The organism is Nocardia sp. NPDC050412 (assembly GCF_044458825.1).
Classification (GTDB): domain Bacteria; phylum Actinomycetota; class Actinomycetes; order Mycobacteriales; family Mycobacteriaceae; genus Nocardia.
Genome location: NZ_JBITIJ010000019.1, coordinates 47,317 through 62,519, shown reverse-complemented (window position 1 = coordinate 62,519; position 15,203 = coordinate 47,317). Strand labels below are relative to the sequence as shown.

Genomic DNA, 15,203 nt, shown 5'->3' with positions numbered 1-15,203 from the left:
GGCCGCGCGAGTAGCGACTAGCGTCTACGTGAGAGCACCGCCGTGCCGACCGCACCCCGATGCCGACGGTCCTAGCCTGAGAGGGATCCTTCCGTGCCCGAAAAAGACCACATCAACGACGCCAAGCCGGTTTTGAGCTACCCCGGCGGCGAATATGCCATGACGATCGCCGAAGCCAAAGAAGGCAATGACGGCGTCGATCTCGGCAAAATGCTGGCCAGCACCGGGTACGTGACCTACGACCCCGGATTCATGAACACCGCGCCGACCAAGTCGGCGATCACCTACATCGACGGCGAAGCGGGCATCCTGCGCTACCGCGGCTACCCGATCGACCAGCTCGCCGAGTCCTCGACCTTCATCGAGGTCAGCTACCTGCTGATCTACGGCGAGCTGCCGACCCAGGCACAGCTGGACGAGTTCACCGACCGGATCCGCCGCCACACCCTGCTGCACGAGGACCTCAAGCGGTTCTTCGACGGCTTCCCTCGCAACGCGCACCCGATGCCGGTGCTGTCCTCGGCGGTGAACGCGCTTTCGGCGTACTACCAGGACTCGCTGGACCCGAAGGATCCCGAACAGGTCGAGCTGTCGACCATCCGACTACTGGCGAAGCTGCCCACCATCGCGGCCTACTCGTACAAGAAGTCGGTCGGCCAGCCCTTCCTCTACCCGGACAACTCGCTGAGCCTGGTGGAGAACTTCCTGCGGATGACCTTCGGCTTCCCGGCCGAACCCTACGAGGTCGACCCCGAGATCGCCGCCGCCCTCGACATGCTGCTGATCCTGCACGCCGACCACGAGCAGAACTGCTCGACCTCGACCGTGCGCCTGGTCGGCTCCTCCGACGCCAACCTGTTCACCTCCGTCTCCGGCGGCATCAACGCGCTGTGGGGCCCGCTGCACGGTGGCGCCAACCAGGCGGTGCTGGAGATGCTGGACGGCATCAAGGCCGAGGGCGGCAACGTCAAGGAATTCATCCGCAAGGTCAAGAACAAGGAAGACGGCGTGAAGCTCATGGGCTTCGGACACCGCGTCTACCGCAACTACGACCCGCGCGCCTCGATCGCCAAGAAGCATGCCGACGCGATTCTGTCCAAGCTCGGCGGCGACGACGAATTGTTCGATATCGCAAAGTCTCTCGAAGAGGCCGCGCTCACCGACGAGTACTTCATCTCGCGCCAGCTGTACCCGAACGTCGACTTCTACACCGGTGTCATCTACAAGGCCATGGGCTTCCCGACCCGCATGTTCACCGTGCTGTTCGCCATGGGCCGGCTGCCGGGCTGGATCGCGCACTGGCGGGAAATGCACAGTGAGCCTTTGAAGATCGGCCGTCCGCGCCAGATCTACACCGGTTACGGTCACCGTGATTACCACGAGATCGACGGCCGCTAATTTCAACCGAATCCACCATCACCTATCAGAGGGGATAGCCGAATGACCAAGCCGGAGATCGAATTCCAGGCGGGCCCAGCTCCCACCGAGCTGGTTATCAAGGACATCGTCGAGGGCGAGGGCGCCGAGGCAGTGCCCGGCGGCACCGTCGAGGTGCACTATGTCGGCGTGGAATTCGACTCCGGTGAGGAATTCGACTCCTCCTGGAACCGCGGTGAATCCATCAGCTTCCCGCTGCGCGGCCTGATCCAGGGCTGGCAGGATGGCATCCCCGGCATGAAAGTCGGCGGACGCCGGCAACTCACCATCCCGCCGCAGCTCGCCTACGGCCCCGTCGGTTCCGGCCACAAACTCTCCGGCAAGACCCTGGTCTTCGTGATCGACCTGCTCAACGTCGTCAACTGACCTGAATCCTCCACCGCGGCCCGTGCTTCCATCCCGTTGGAAGCACGGGCCGCGGTCATCTCCTAATGCCGTATTCGCGCCGCGCACGATTTAGCGCGCCACGCACGATTTCGTGGGGACAATCGGTGCGTGGCGGCGCAATTCGTGCGCGGCAGTGGGCATTCAGTGCTGGTGTCGCTTTGCGGGACGTGTGCACGGCGCGATGCCTGAGACGCGAAAACCGGTCCGGGAGTGCGGATGACGGCTGCTGCCACCGTCATGCATCCCGGACCGGTTTGCGGTATGTGTGCCTTACTTCGGCGGTGCGGTGACCTTGACCGGCTTACCCCATGCCGACAGGGTCACCTTGATGGTGCCCGGATCCCGCTTGACGACAGCCTGAACCAGGTTCGGGCCGTTGCCGGGGGAGGCGGCGTTCGACGGCAGGGCCGAAGCCGAACCCGACGGCGGGGCGACATCCGCGATCCACAGGGTGATCGGGAACGTGCCCGCCGGGTCACCGGACTTCGGGACGATGGGATCGATGACCGTGGAGTCGATGGTTCCGGTCAACTTCACGGTGTCGGTGCCGTCGACCTTCTCCCGGCCCTCCACCTTCGGGTTCTTCACCTGGGCGATGAGGTTGGCCAGACCCTTGTCCTTGTCCAGGATTACGCCCGGGTCGTAGATCTGTTCCGCCGGACCGATTTTGGCGTAGGCGGAGGAGCCACCGGTCTGTGCGTACATTTCCTTGTCGACGACCAGGAACTTGGCCTGGATGAAGTCGGCCTCGGGCTTGGTCCGGACCTTCGCCTCGCCGATCGCCTGTCCGGCGCCCTGCGGCTGGTTGGTCACATCGGCCGAGACGCTCTCCACCGGGAGGTTGGTGAGGTTGTCCACCTTCAGATTCAGGTGCACGGCCTGCAAGGTCTGGGTGGTCCGCGCGGACTCCTGCACGATCTGCGCGGCCTCGGGCAGTTGCCCCGAAGGCGGCGCGGAAGAGGTGGTCTTCGAGTCGGAGCTGGAGTCGCAGCCTGTCACCAGTGCAGCGAACATCGACGCCGCGACCACGGCGGGCACGAGTCCCGGTCGGCGAAGTCGGATTCGGTGCGAGGTGTGTGCTCGCGCTGTCAGATCACTCAATGTTCTGCCCCCAGAAGAGTGCGAGGTCGGGTACGACCGGATGGTTTGACGGGGACAGCTGGTGCTGCCGCCCGGTGTAGTGCAGCATTTCGCCCGCCAGATTAGCCTGTCGCGCAGGCTAACTCGACCCGGTTCGCAAAGCGAAGTCCAGGCGAGCCGCGCATGCTGCGGGTGCCGACGTTACCCTTGGTTCGGTCTTCTCGCACAGATCGGGGGGAATCCGACGCGAAAGTTACCGGGTTAAGGGATTGTTTAGTGAGATGTAAGGCGCTGCAAGCACGATGCTGTCACGAAGGCTCAGACGGTGTGGTGACTTCGGGGGGGACATCCGGTTCGCCGGATGAAGCGTCCCCGCGCCTGTCCGCGATACACGCCATAACCACGGGGCCGACAACGGCCACCGAACCGCGGATCAGACACGGAGGAATGCGATGACGAACAGCCAGCCAGAAGCGGAGGAGCGGGACTTCCATAGACCGCCCGGCCCGCCTCCTGGCGGTGGCCCGCAACTGTCGAATGTGTGGGTTTACAACGGAAAAGCCTACGATCTGAGCGAATGGATCTCCAAACATCCCGGCGGCGAGTTCTTCATCGGGCGAACAAAAAATCGCGATATCACTTCCATCATCGGCTCCTATCACCGTGATCCCGAGCGAATCGGGCGAATGCTCGAACGGTATGCGTTGGGGCGCAACGCATTACCTGAGGACATTCATCCGAAGGCCAACGCACCCGACTTTCTGTTCAAAGAGGGTTTCGACAGCTGGCAGGACACTCCGAAGTACCGATTCGACAATAAAGACGATCTGCTGCACCAGGTCAAGGCTCGGCTGAAAGAGCCGGAGTTGGCCGCGCGACTGCAGCGCATGGATACGATCTTCAACCTCGTGGTCGCCGTACTGGCCGTCGCGTACTTCGCGGTGCAGGGTTTGCGCCTGTTCGAGCGCAGCTGGATGCCGCTGCCCGTCTTCGTCATCCTGATGGTGCTGCTGCGCAGCTCACTGGCCGGATTCGGCCACTACGCGATCCATCGCGCGCAAAAGGGTCTGAACAAGATCTATACGAATACCTTCGATTTCAATTACGTCGCACTGGCTTTCGTCACCGCGGACGGACACGCGCTGCTGCACCATCCGCATACCCAGAGTGAAGTCGATATCAAGAAGAACGTCTTCACCATGATGATGCGGGTGCCCCGGTTGTATCGGGTGCCGATTCACACCCTGCACAAATTCGGGCACACGGTGACCGGCATGACCATTCGGCTCCTCGATGTCTGCCGCCTCACCCGCAAAGTCGGCATCAAAGACATGTACGGCACCTGGGGTGGTGCGCTGCCGCACTTCATCGGTTCGTTCGGTGTGCGCGGGCTATTGCTCGGCGAGTTGGTGGCCTTCACCCTGGCGGGCGACTTCTGGGCCTGGGCACTGCAATTCGTGGTGACATTGTGGATCAGTACCTTCCTGGTTGTCGCTAGCCATGATTTCGAAGTCGAGGCCGAGGAACTTCCCGCCTCCGATACCGAGGACTGGGCCGTCAATCAGGTGGAGCAGGCCTACGACCTGAAGGTGATCGGAAATCGTTATATCGACTGCTTTCTCGCGGCCGGCTTGAGTTCGCACCGCGTCCATCACGTCCTGCCGTTCCAGCGTAGTGGTTTCGCGAATATCGCCACCGAGGACGTATTACGCGAGGAGTCTGCGAAATTCGGCGTCGAGTGGCTGCCGGCGAAAAGCTTCTTCACCGATCGGTTCCCGAAACTCTGCCGCACCTACCTGCTGTCGCCCTCACGCGAAGCCGAGGAACGGAATTGGGGCTTCGTCCGCGAGCATTGCTCGCCGGGGGCGCTGAAAACCTGTGCCGTCTACACAGTGCAGGGATTCACCGGAATCGGCACGGTCTGAATCGATTCCGGAGATCGACCGATCGAACCGCTGGGTTGGCGCGGCGCCGATCACCATTTTTCACAAGAACGGGGAGAATTTCGTGTCAATCACTATCGATGAGGGAACGTCGGCGGCTCGTCAGGGGGACGAGCGCGGCCACGGCCTCGTGCAGTACGGGCTGCCGCCCGCGCCGCCGACCACGGTCGGGGTGATCGAGAGCATCGCGACCGGTGCGCCGAGTCAGCTCGTCGACCAAGCCGACGCCGCCGATCGGGTGGCCGAGCTGTTCACCGATCCGCAACAGCGGGCGCGGATTTCGCGGATCTACCAGAAGACGAAGATCGACAGCCGCCGCCTGGTGGTCGATCCGCTCGATCCCGAATTCCTGCAGTTCGGCAGGGAACGCGGCACGATCCGGGACCGGATGAATCTGTTCTACCGCCACGCGGTTCCGCTGGCCGTCGATGTCGCGGGGCGTGCCCTCGCCGGTATCGAGGACGCGGCGGCGGAGATCGGCTTGCTGGTCTTCGTGACCAGCACCGGTTTCATCGCACCGGGCGTGGACGTCGCGGTGGTCAAGCAGCTGGGGCTGTCGCCGTCGGTCGGACGGGTCGTGGTGAACTTCATGGGCTGTGCGGCCGCGATGAACGGCATTCGAACCGCCGTGGATTATGTTCGGGCGCATCCGGATAAGAAGGCGATGGTCGTTTGCATCGAGCTGAGCTCGGTTAACGCCGTCTTCGACGACAACGTCAACGATGTGATCATCCACAGCCTGTTCGGTGACGGCTGCGGTGCGGTGGTCATCGGCGCCAGTCAGGTCCAGCAGCCGCTGGCGCCGGGCAAAGTGGTGATCCGGGACAGCTTCAGCCAGCTCTTCGACGGTGCCGAGGACGGCATCGTGCTCGGTGTCAATCACAACGGCATCACCTGCGAGCTGTCGGAGAATCTGCCCCAGTACATCTACGCCGGGGTCGATCCCGTGGTCACCGAGGTCTTGGGCCGCAATGGATTGCAGAAATCCGATGTCGATCTGTGGGCCATCCACCCGGGGGGTCCGAAGATCATCGAGGAGTCCGTGCATTCGCTCGGTATCGCGCCGGAGCGGGCGGCGCTGAGCTGGGACGTGCTGGCCAGGTTCGGCAATATGCTGAGCGTGTCGTTGATTTTCGTGCTCGAAAAAGCAGTGTCGCTCGGCGACTGTTTGGGGAGTGGTCGGGCGACGGGCGGGCTGGTTCAGCAGGAGACGGCGAAGCCGATCTCGACCGGTGTGGCGTTCTCCTTCGCCCCGGGGGTCACCCTCGAAGGCATGATCTTCGACATCATTCGCCGATAGTAAGCACCGTTCTCAGCCAAAATCGCCCGTTGAGCCAAATCGCCTGTTGAGCCAAATTGCCCGTTGAGGAGCGCAGCAACCATGCAACTCATCCGATTCCTCATCTCGATCTCCTGGATGCGGATCGCGGCCGTCATCGCCGCGGGTCTCATCTGCGGTGCAGCCAACACCTATTTGGTGACCCTCATCAGGGGTGTGGTGTCGCCGGAACCGCATCCGCACATCAATATCCAGAGCTTCGCCCTCACGGGCCTGGTCATTCTGGTCAGTGGCGTGGTGTCGCAGGTGCTGCTGATTCGCCTTGCCCAAGAGGCGATCTACCGGCTGCGCGCGGATCTGAGTTCCGGGATTGTCTCGGCTCCGCTAGAGCATCTGGAACGGCTCGGCATGCACCGCCTGATGGCGACGCTGACCGAGGATGTGCGTTCGCTCTCGCAGGCGGTGACCGCCATTCCGAGCATCTGCATCGACGTGGCCACCATCGTGGGCTGCTTCGTCTTCCTGCTGGCGGTGTCGGGTCCGCTGTTCGCGGTGACCGTCGCGGGCACGCTGCTCGGAATCGCTTGTGTCGAGCTGATTCTCAGGCGGGTGCGCAATATCTACCGCGAGGCGCGGGAGAACGAGGACGCGCTGTTGCGGTCGTACCAGGCCGTGACGCTGGGCATCAAAGAGTTGAAGCTGCATCGGGGGCGCCGCCGCGATTTCATGCAGCGGCATCTGCTCGGTTCGGCCGCGACGCTGCGTGCACAGAATGTCGATGCCGGCTCCAAATTCTCAGTGGCACAGGGCTTCGGGCAGGCGCTGCAGCTCGGCACCATGGCGCTGATCCTGTTCGTGCTGGTCGCCCCCTTGGATCTGTCGCGTGATGTGATGGTCGGGTATGTCCTGGTGACGACATTCCTGGCGATGCCGATGCAGAACTTCATGCACCGCATCCCGGATCTGCTGCGCGGTGATGTGGCGCTGGCGAAGATACGCGCGATGAATCTGTCGATGGAGACCATGCACGATGAGCAGCGGTTGCCGTTCACGGACCGTCCCACCGTCGATGCGGCGCGGCTGGAGCTGACGAATGTCACCTACGGCTACCGGATGGAGCCACCACCGCCGTTCCCGCCGGGGCCGGGCGGGCCTGGGCCTCGTGGGCCGAGAGGTGGCGCGCATCCGCCCGGCCGGGGTCCACGTCCCGGCGGGCCGCTGCCGGATGTCAACGGGCATCGGTTCGTCGACCACAGCGGACACGACAATCGGCCGATGCCGCTCGGCCCGCCACCGGAGGCGAGCAATGGCGAGGCCGGGTTCCGGCTCGGTCCGCTCGATCTGGTCTTCGAACCCGGCCAGATCACCTTCATCGTCGGCGGTAACGGCAGCGGCAAATCCACGCTGGCCAAGCTGATCACGGGACTGTACGTGCCACAGACGGGCACGCTGTCGCTCAATGGTGAGCCGATCGACCACGAGAATATCGAGTGGTTCCGGCAGAACTCCTCGGCGATCTTCACCGACTTCCACCTGTTCGAGGAATACCTGGGGTTCGATCGGCCCGGACTCGATGGTGAGGTGCGCCGTTATCTCGAGGAGTTGCAGATCGCGCACAAGGTGACGGTGCAGGACGGGCGATTGTCCACCATCGATCTGTCGCAGGGCCAACGCAAACGGCTCGCGCTGTTGACCGCCCTGCTCGAGGACCGGCAGATCTATGTCTTCGACGAGTGGGCCGCCGACCAGGAGCCCAAGTTCCGTGATGTCTTCTATCAAGAAATCCTCACCGAACTCAAACAGCGCGGGAAGACCGTCATCGTGATCACCCACGACGATCGCTACTTCCACCACGCAGACCAGTTGGTCAAACTCGATTTCGGCAGGGTGGTCGAGGCGAAGCGGACCGAGGAACCCACCGGCGCCGAGCTCGCCTGATCATCTGCGGTCCTTACCGAACTCTCAGACTTCGGTAAGCGACGATGCCAATTCTGAGCTCTAGGGTCGGCAGGTGTGACTAAGCGTAGCGAAGGAACCAAAGACACAGCGCTGCCGGTCACGGCGGAGCCGAGCGCTAGCGCGGCGGAGTTGTGACTGGAATACGCACCCGGTGCGCACTGCTCGCCGTTGTCGTTGTCATTGCCGGGGCGCTCGGGAGCGCCGTTACCGCTTGCTCGAGATCATCCGGCTCACCCAGCGGTCTCGCGCTGGTGAACGCCGATACCGGGCCTACTGGTGCGCGCATCGCGCAAGGGCTGCAGCAGGACGGCGGCGGTTACGAGTGGACCGTAGGCAAGCCGGGTGAGCTCGACGCGGATGACTACGCTGCGGTGATCACCCTGCCCGCCGATCTGACCCAATCCATGGGCACGCTGGCGAGTGCGCAGCCGAAGCGGGCCAAGGTCACGGTGGATACGCATAAGGGCGCGGACGCGGATGTGGTGAACGGCGCGGTGAATACGGTGACGCACCGAGTCGGCGCGGCCGGTGTCGACGCCGCTTTGGCCGCGGTCGCGCAGGCGCGCACCCAGATGACCTCGGTGCAGCTCACCACTCAACTGCTGAACGCCGGGGTGAGTGCCGCGGCCGCGGGCGCCGACCAGTTCAGCTCGGGTGCGGATCAGCTACTCGGCTTCCTGGCCTACGCCAAAGAAGGTTCGGCACAACTGACTTCGGCGATCGCATTGCTGAACTCGACCGTCTCGGGTGCCGCCGCACAGGCGAATCAACTTGCCTCGGCATTGGATTCGACCGGCGTCACGATCGGACAGGTGCAGCAGACTGCGAATACGGTAAACGGCGGTCTGGACCAGATCCTGCCGCTGATGCGCGCGCTTCCCTTCGCAGGCGATCCCCAGGTCGCCGATATCATCGCGAAACTCGAAGGATTGCATAATGTTTCGAGCCAGGCCGGTTCGCAGCTGACCGATCTCGGCGGTCTGGTTGGTGCTGCGGTCGATCCGAACACCGATCTCGGCACGCTCCTGCGCACGGTTGTGGACCGATTGACCGGTGCCAGTGCGCAATTAGCCGAAGGTGCGAAACTCGCCGAGGGGCTACCGCAACTGGCCGACCAGGGCGGTGCTCAATTGGTCAGCGCCATAAGCCAACTGACCGGTGGCGTCACCCAACTACAACAGATCGTGACCAACCTCAGCACCCAAACCGATAAGGCCATCGCAGCGCTGCCTCAGCGCAGCAGCACCCAGCAGTCCGCACTGGCGCTTGCGTTGACCGACCCGGTCGAGGTGGTTCGCAACTGATAGAGCCCGCGCACATCCGGCCACCTGGGTGGGGCACAGCGCGGTACGGTGTGGGTACGCCTGCTCCCGAGATGCCGCCTCGGACCGAGGTCAGTGTGCGCCAGTTCGTCAATGAGTCCGGCAGTGTTACCCGTGGTCTGCGGGAGGGAAGTCGATATATGCTCACCATCAACGGCGAGCCGTTGGCCGAAGTAACGCCCATCAGGCGCCGACGCTTCGTGCCCACCAGTCAGGCCCAGGAGATGTTCGCGAAGGCTCCGATACTCGACTACGACGAACTCCGACGCGACTTGGATGCTGTGGTCGGCGACGAACTGTCCGACGATCCGCTCGAAAAAAAGGGTCTGTGAGCCGCAATGCGAGGGGCGTACTCGACGCTGGCATAATCGCGACTCTCTCCCTTTTTCGATCCGGCCGATTTGCCGATCGAGTCCGCAATCACGGCAGTCACGCTGGGAGAGTTGTCGCGAGGGCCGTATGCAACCGATGATCCGGTCATGCGTGCGCGTCGGATCGCGGTACTGCGACACGTGGAAGCGACATTCGGCGAGGCGTTGCCCTACGACAGCGAAACCGCCCGAACTTTCGGCTTGATCTGCGCCGCGGTCTACGCGATAGGCCGGCAACCGCGACGGCGCACGGCCGACCTGATGATCGCCGCCACAGCCGCACGCAACAGTTTGCCGCTGTATACGACGAATCCGAAGGACTTCACCGGTCTGGAGGAACTTGTAACGATCATTGCGGTTACCCGTCCCGACGGTGCGACCGGCTGACCGACGGCTCCGCGGCCGTTGAGAGGCAACTGCTGCCCCTGGCCGAAGAGCGTGGAACCGCAAGCCGCAAGCGCTCTTTCGGGTCAGGTGGTGGTTCGGCGTTCCGGAAGGTCCAGTACCAAGCGCACACCGCCGAGCGGACTGTCGTCGAAATAGGCTCGGCCGCCGTGTAATTGGGCCTGTTGGGCGACCAGGGCGAGGCCTAGTCCGGAGCCGCCTTTGCTGGCTTGGCTGCCGCGGAAGAAGCGTTCGAAGACGTCGGTGCGTTCTTCGACGGGGATTCCTCGGCCGTTGTCGTCGACGGTTATCAGTATGTGACCGTTGGGGATTCGACGGGCCGAGACGACGGCTTCGGTGGCGCGGCCGTGTTTGACGGAGTTGGTCAAAGCGTTGTCGACCGCTAGGCGCAGCCCGGCGGGCAGGCCGCGGGTGATCAATTCGGCGTCGGTATCGATGCGGACGGTGACGCCCGGAAAGTGGCGCATGGCGTCGTGGGCGGCCTGATCGCAGAGGTCGCCGACGTCGGTGTCGACGTGATCGCGCTCGTGCGTGAGGTCGCCCGAGGCGAGACGTTCCAGTGCGGCCAAGGTGGTTTCGACGCGGCCCTGGCTGCGTTGCAGGTCAGCGAGGATTTCGGCGCGTTGGGGCTCGTCCAGGTCCAGGGTGCGCAGCACCTCGAGGTCGGTGCGCATGGCGGTGAGCGGGGTGCGCAGTTCGTGGGCTGAGACGGCCGCGAAATCGCGTGCGGTCTCCAGTGCGGCGGCGGTTTCGGTCTGTGCTTGATCAACCCGTTGCAGCAGGGTGTTCACTGCTTCGGCGAGTTTTTCCGCCTCTCGGACTCCGGAACCGTCGACCGGTGGCTGTGGATTGTCCGGATCGCGGTAGCCGCTGCGTGTGCCGACCTGTCGGGTGAGATCGACGATCGGGCGCACTGCGCGGCCTGCGAGCAGCCAGCCGAGTCCGGCGGCGGTGGCGATCGCCAGTCCGGCTCCCGCGAGCACCCAGCGCTGTTGCTCGGCGGTTGTGCGTGCCGCCGCTGTGGACGGAATACCAAGGGAAACAACGCGTCCCGCAGGTTGGTTCGCGGTGGTGGTGAGTACACGGAACGGGGTGCCGTTCACGGTTACGGTATGCGATCCGATCGGCTGTTCGGGCAGGCGAATGGGTGTGCTGGCCACGATCGTGTTGTTGTCGCGGACCGTCACCGCCATGTCGTAGTTCGGACCGACCAGTCCGAGCACGCCGACGGCCAAGACCGAGTCGATGAGCACCAATCGCGACGCGATGGTCAATTGCTGGTCGGTCTGGGCCAGGTTATTGCGCTCGATGGCCCGGGATGAGATCACGCCGATGATCGTGACGATGATGATTGCGCCGACCGCGGCCGCACCTGCCACCCGGGTGCGCAGGGAGAACGTGCGCCGCCGTCGTTTCCCGGGGAGCTGCGACGTCATTGCCAACTCACTTGGGCGCTCGCAGCACGAATCCGACGCCGCGGACCGTGTGCAGCAGCCGTGGCGTGCCTTCGACCTCCAGCTTGCGCCGCAGGTATCCGACGAAGACATCGACCACATTGGTGTCGGCGGCGAAGTCATAGCCCCACACCAATTCCAGTAACCGCTCCCGGCTCAGCACCACGCCCGCATTGTGGGCCAGGGTGGACAGCAGCTCGAATTCGCGCTTGGTGAGCTCGATTTCGCGGCCGTTGAGCAATGCGCGGTATCCGGCGACGTCGACCTCGAGCGGACCGACCGCGATCGCGCCCGGTGTGGCGGGGGCCGGAACGTCCGAGCGGCGGCGCAGCAGCGCCTTGATCCGCGCCACCAACTCGGCGAGCACGAACGGCTTGGTCAGATAGTCGTCGGCGCCGGACTCCAACCCGGAGATTCGGTCGTCGACGGAGGCGCGGGCGCTGAGCACACAGATCGGGACTTCATTGCCCAAGGCCCGAAGTGCCGTCACCACGCCCGCGCCGTCGAGCACCGGCATATTCATATCGAGTACCACTGCGTCGGGCGCCTGCTCGGTCACGCTGCGCAGTGCCTCGGCGCCGTCGCGAGCGACCCGCACCTGGAAGCCGGACAGGCGCAGCCCGCGCTCGACCGATGCGAGCACGTCCTCGTCATCGTCGACGACAAGGACGGTCGGCTTCGCGCTCCGCTCGGTCACATCACTCATTGTGCAGGCACGTATCGCTCGAGTCGGTCAGCAAGCCGGGTGTGCCGTCAGTAGCTGTGGCAGGTTTCGGCCACGGTGCGGATGGTCTCGGCCAGGCTGGCGGAACGTGGGTCGTTTTCGGCGTCCTGCGCTGCGCCCGGGTTCTCGTTGATGGTGGCCTGGAGTTCCGCGCGACGCTGTTCGACCGGCTGGTCGAACTTGCGCTGCAGTTCGGCCTTCTGGGTCGGGTTCGCGTCGAGCATGGCCGCCAGCTGCGGGGCCTTGGCGTGCAGCGCCGCGTCGACCTGGGCGAAGGAGCAGTCGGAGTTCAGCAGCGGCCCGGCCAGTGTCATCGGATCCGCGGCCGCGATGGCCGGGGAGAGCAACACGGCCACACTGGCCATGCCACCCGCGGCGAGAGCGGCGACGGCCGGGCGACTGCGGTAGAGCTTCATGGTGCGTGCCTCCAGAATTTCGAGGGGTGTTGCTTCGAGGGGTGCTGTGGATACAGCGCCCTAGACGCTATTGCCCCGCACTGGCACATGTGTGAACTATCCCTGAGGATTCCCTAAGGGGTGAAACGAAATGCGATCGCAAAGTATCAGGGCACGATCGGATCGCCGTTGGGCGCAACGACTTCCGGACCGGGCCCCTGCGGTCGGCTGGCCCGGATCTGTACCTCCAGCGCGGCGAGCACCGAGGGATCTTCGATGGTGGACGGTACGTCGTAGGTATCGCCCGCGGTGATCTGCCGGATCGTCTTGCGCAGGATCTTGCCCGATCTGGTTTTGGGCAGTGCGGTGACGACGACGGCGTCGTGCAGTGTGGCGATCGCGCCGATCTGCTCGCGCACCCGGGCGATCAGTTCGTCGCGCAGGCGTTCCGGATCGATCTCGACGCCGGACTTGAGCACTACATAAGCGATCGGCCGTTGGCCCTTGAGTTCGTCGGGAAGGCCGATCACCGCGCATTCGGCCACGGCTTCGTGTCCGGCGATCGCGGCCTCGATGCTGCCCGCCGACAACCGGTGCCCGGCCATATTGATCACATCGTCGCTGCGGCCGAGCACGTAGAGGTACCCGTCGTCATCGAAATATCCGGAGTCACCCGTGAGGTAGTGGCCGGGAAACGCCGACATGTAGGAGCGTTGGAAACGATCTTCGTCGCGCCATAGCCCGGTTAGCGTGCCCGGCGGTAGTGGCAGGCCGATGACGATATTGCCCTCGGTGCCCGGTGCGACCGGATTGCCCTCGGCATCGAGGACCCGCAGCCGGTAGCCGGGCACCGGCACCGACGCCGAACCCGCCTTGATCGGAAGTTCTTGCAGGCCGAGCAGATTCGCGCAGATCGGCCAGCCGGTCTCGGTCTGCCACCAGTGGTCGACCACCGGGCAGTCGGGCCGATCGGCCAGCAGCGTTTCGCTGGCCCATTCGTAGGTGGCCGGATCCAGGCGCTCACCGGCGCAGAACAGTGCGCGCAGCGAGGACAGGTCGTAGCGGTGGGCGAGTGCGGCATCCGGATCAGCCTTGCGGATGGCGCGCAGCGCGGTCGGCGCGGTGAACAGCACACGCACGTTGTGTTCGGCGACCACGCGCCAGAACGCGCCCGCATCCGGCGTCCCGACCGGTTTGCCTTCGTAGAGCAGGGTTGTCGCGCCGACGAGCAGCGGCGCGTAGACGATGTACGAATGCCCGACGACCCAGCCGACATCCGAGGCGGCCCACATCACCTGGCCCGGCCCGACGTTGTAGATATTGCGCATGGACCAGGCCAGAGCGACCGCATGTCCGCCGTTGTCGCGAACCACGCCCTTGGGCTTTCCAGTGGTGCCGGAGGTGTAGAGGATGTAGAGCGGATCAGTCGCGGCGACCGGAACCGGATCGGCGGGTTGGGCATCGCGGACGGCGTCTTCCCAATCCAGCCATTGCACTGCGACGGTTTGTGTGGAACTCGGTAGTGATTCGGTGGCGGGCTGCGGCGTGGAGAAGTGGATAGTCGGAAATTCCGGCCGCTGCTTGACGATCACGTGACGCGGCGCGCTCGTCTCGGCGAGGTCCAGGGCCTGCAACACGATCGGCGGGTAGTCGATCGTCCGGCCCGGCTCCAAGCCGCCCGAGGCAGTGATTATCAACACAGGTTCGGCATCGTCGATGCGGGCGGCGAGTTCGGGTGCGGCGAAGCCGCCGAAGACCACCGAATGCACCGCGCCGATGCGGGCGCAGGCCAGCATCGCGATCACCGCCTCCGGGATCATCGGCAGGTAGATGACCACTCGGTCACCCGTGTCGACCCCCAAACGCACCATCGCACCGGCGAACTCGGCAACCTTCGCGAGTAGTTCGGCGTAGGTGAAAACACCTCTGGCGCCGGTCATAGCGGAGTCGTATATTAGGGCGGGCTGATCGGCTCGGCCCGCCTCCTCCGAAGTGTCGCCGTGCACATGCCGGTCGAGGGCGTTGAAGGAGGTATTGAGGCGAGCGTCCGGAAACCACCTGGCCATCGAGCGAGTCGTGGTGTCGACGATGTGGGTCGGCGGGGTCACCCAATCGATCGTCTCGGCCGCCTCGGCCCAGAACTCAGCGGGATCGACCAAGCTGGTCTGATAGACCGGCCGGTAGGCGCGGTTCTCACGCCCGCCCGTCGCCCGACCACCGCCCCCCGCGGAATCACTGCGCGATGCTGTACCCAAACTTGTGACTCCCTAGCCTCGCTTCGATGCCCGCCTCGATAGATCAGCACGATTGTGGCAGACTTCACGCGACGCCCGGGTGGGTGCCGCGACCTTTGGTTTTGCCGATTACCGGCAGGTCAAAGCCCGTAGCTACACTCAACGTCACCCAAGCTGTTATTGATCCGTTAGAATCTGATGTCACTTATTTGG

13 protein-coding genes are annotated in these 15,203 nt (G+C 64.2%); 8 read left to right on the top strand and 5 right to left on the bottom strand.

The genetic code is table 11. The annotated features are described in order from the left end of the window. The first annotated feature begins 93 nt into the window (after positions 1 to 93). Together ACIBI6_RS35820 and ACIBI6_RS35815 are read left to right on the top strand one after the other, a co-directional pair. A complete protein-coding gene (locus tag ACIBI6_RS35820) occupies positions 94 to 1,398 on the top strand; it encodes a citrate synthase (RefSeq protein WP_364347145.1) in 1,305 nt (434 codons plus the stop codon). 42 nt (positions 1,399 to 1,440) lie between these two features. Further along, entirely contained in the window at positions 1,441 to 1,803 is a 363-nt protein-coding gene (locus ACIBI6_RS35815) for an FKBP-type peptidyl-prolyl cis-trans isomerase (RefSeq protein WP_364347147.1), read from the top strand. A 291-nt stretch (positions 1,804 to 2,094) separates the two neighbouring features. On the opposite strand, the gene ACIBI6_RS35810 is transcribed toward ACIBI6_RS35815, so the two are convergent. Beyond that, positions 2,095 to 2,925: an LppX_LprAFG lipoprotein gene (locus tag ACIBI6_RS35810; RefSeq protein WP_364347149.1), complete on the bottom strand. Its 831-nt coding sequence runs from the start codon at positions 2,923 to 2,925 to the stop codon at positions 2,095 to 2,097. 431 nt (positions 2,926 to 3,356) lie between these two features. Here ACIBI6_RS35810 and ACIBI6_RS35805 point away from each other — a divergent pair, with 431 nt between their 5' ends. From ACIBI6_RS35805 to ACIBI6_RS35780, 6 genes are all read left to right on the top strand, one after another. Continuing rightward, positions 3,357 to 4,829: a cytochrome b5 domain-containing protein gene (locus tag ACIBI6_RS35805; protein ID WP_396959374.1), complete on the top strand. Its 1,473-nt coding sequence runs from the start codon at positions 3,357 to 3,359 to the stop codon at positions 4,827 to 4,829. Between the two features lie 88 nt (positions 4,830 to 4,917). Beyond that, entirely contained in the window at positions 4,918 to 6,147 is a 1,230-nt protein-coding gene (locus ACIBI6_RS35800) for a 3-oxoacyl-[acyl-carrier-protein] synthase III C-terminal domain-containing protein (RefSeq protein ID WP_364347370.1), read from the top strand. Between the two features lie 81 nt (positions 6,148 to 6,228). Continuing rightward, positions 6,229 to 8,064 (top strand): ATP-binding cassette domain-containing protein, encoded by a 1,836-nt coding sequence (locus tag ACIBI6_RS35795; protein ID WP_396959372.1) that lies wholly within the window; start codon positions 6,229 to 6,231, stop codon positions 8,062 to 8,064. A gap of 152 nt (positions 8,065 to 8,216) precedes the next feature. Beyond that, on the top strand, positions 8,217 to 9,389 hold the full coding sequence (locus ACIBI6_RS35790; protein WP_396959370.1) for a hypothetical protein: 1,173 nt from the start codon (positions 8,217 to 8,219) through the stop codon (positions 9,387 to 9,389). Positions 9,390 to 9,460: 71 nt separating this feature from the next. Continuing rightward, positions 9,461 to 9,739 carry a hypothetical protein gene (locus ACIBI6_RS35785; protein ID WP_364347157.1) on the top strand — a complete coding sequence of 93 codons (279 nt, stop codon included), beginning with the start codon at positions 9,461 to 9,463 and terminating at the stop codon, positions 9,737 to 9,739. Positions 9,740 to 9,886: 147 nt separating this feature from the next. Then, a complete protein-coding gene (locus tag ACIBI6_RS35780; protein ID WP_364347159.1) occupies positions 9,887 to 10,165 on the top strand; it encodes a type II toxin-antitoxin system VapC family toxin in 279 nt (92 codons plus the stop codon). A gap of 83 nt (positions 10,166 to 10,248) precedes the next feature. Here the strand turns inward: ACIBI6_RS35780 and ACIBI6_RS35775 are convergent, their stop codons facing one another. The 4 genes from ACIBI6_RS35775 to ACIBI6_RS35760 all read right to left on the bottom strand — a co-directional run bounded on the left by ACIBI6_RS35775 (position 10,249) and on the right by ACIBI6_RS35760 (position 15,011). Then, complete coding sequence (locus tag ACIBI6_RS35775; protein WP_364347161.1) at positions 10,249 to 11,619, bottom strand: HAMP domain-containing sensor histidine kinase; 1,371 nt, start codon at positions 11,617 to 11,619, stop codon at positions 10,249 to 10,251. 7 nt (positions 11,620 to 11,626) lie between these two features. After that, complete coding sequence (locus ACIBI6_RS35770) at positions 11,627 to 12,343, bottom strand: response regulator transcription factor (protein ID WP_364347163.1); 717 nt, start codon at positions 12,341 to 12,343, stop codon at positions 11,627 to 11,629. Positions 12,344 to 12,390: 47 nt separating this feature from the next. Further along, positions 12,391 to 12,777 (bottom strand): hemophore-related protein, encoded by a 387-nt coding sequence (locus ACIBI6_RS35765; RefSeq protein WP_364347165.1) that lies wholly within the window; start codon positions 12,775 to 12,777, stop codon positions 12,391 to 12,393. 146 nt (positions 12,778 to 12,923) lie between these two features. Continuing rightward, entirely contained in the window at positions 12,924 to 15,011 is a 2,088-nt protein-coding gene (locus ACIBI6_RS35760; protein WP_364347167.1) for an AMP-binding protein, read from the bottom strand. Between the last annotated feature and the right edge of the window lie 192 nt (positions 15,012 to 15,203).

Coding starts and splice junctions, on each gene's coding strand:
- ACIBI6_RS35795 (WP_396959372.1), top strand. CDS start 6,229: ATGCAACTCATCCGATTCCTCATCTCGATCTCCTGGATGCGGATCGCG.
- ACIBI6_RS35770 (WP_364347163.1), bottom strand. CDS start 12,343: ATGAGTGATGTGACCGAGCGGAGCGCGAAGCCGACCGTCCTTGTCGTC.
- ACIBI6_RS35815 (WP_364347147.1), top strand. CDS start 1,441: ATGACCAAGCCGGAGATCGAATTCCAGGCGGGCCCAGCTCCCACCGAG.
- ACIBI6_RS35775 (WP_364347161.1), bottom strand. CDS start 11,619: ATGACGTCGCAGCTCCCCGGGAAACGACGGCGGCGCACGTTCTCCCTG.
- ACIBI6_RS35785 (WP_364347157.1), top strand. CDS start 9,461: ATGCCGCCTCGGACCGAGGTCAGTGTGCGCCAGTTCGTCAATGAGTCC.
- ACIBI6_RS35765 (WP_364347165.1), bottom strand. CDS start 12,777: ATGAAGCTCTACCGCAGTCGCCCGGCCGTCGCCGCTCTCGCCGCGGGT.
- ACIBI6_RS35780 (WP_364347159.1), top strand. CDS start 9,887: ATGCGTGCGCGTCGGATCGCGGTACTGCGACACGTGGAAGCGACATTC.
- ACIBI6_RS35805 (WP_396959374.1), top strand. CDS start 3,357: ATGACGAACAGCCAGCCAGAAGCGGAGGAGCGGGACTTCCATAGACCG.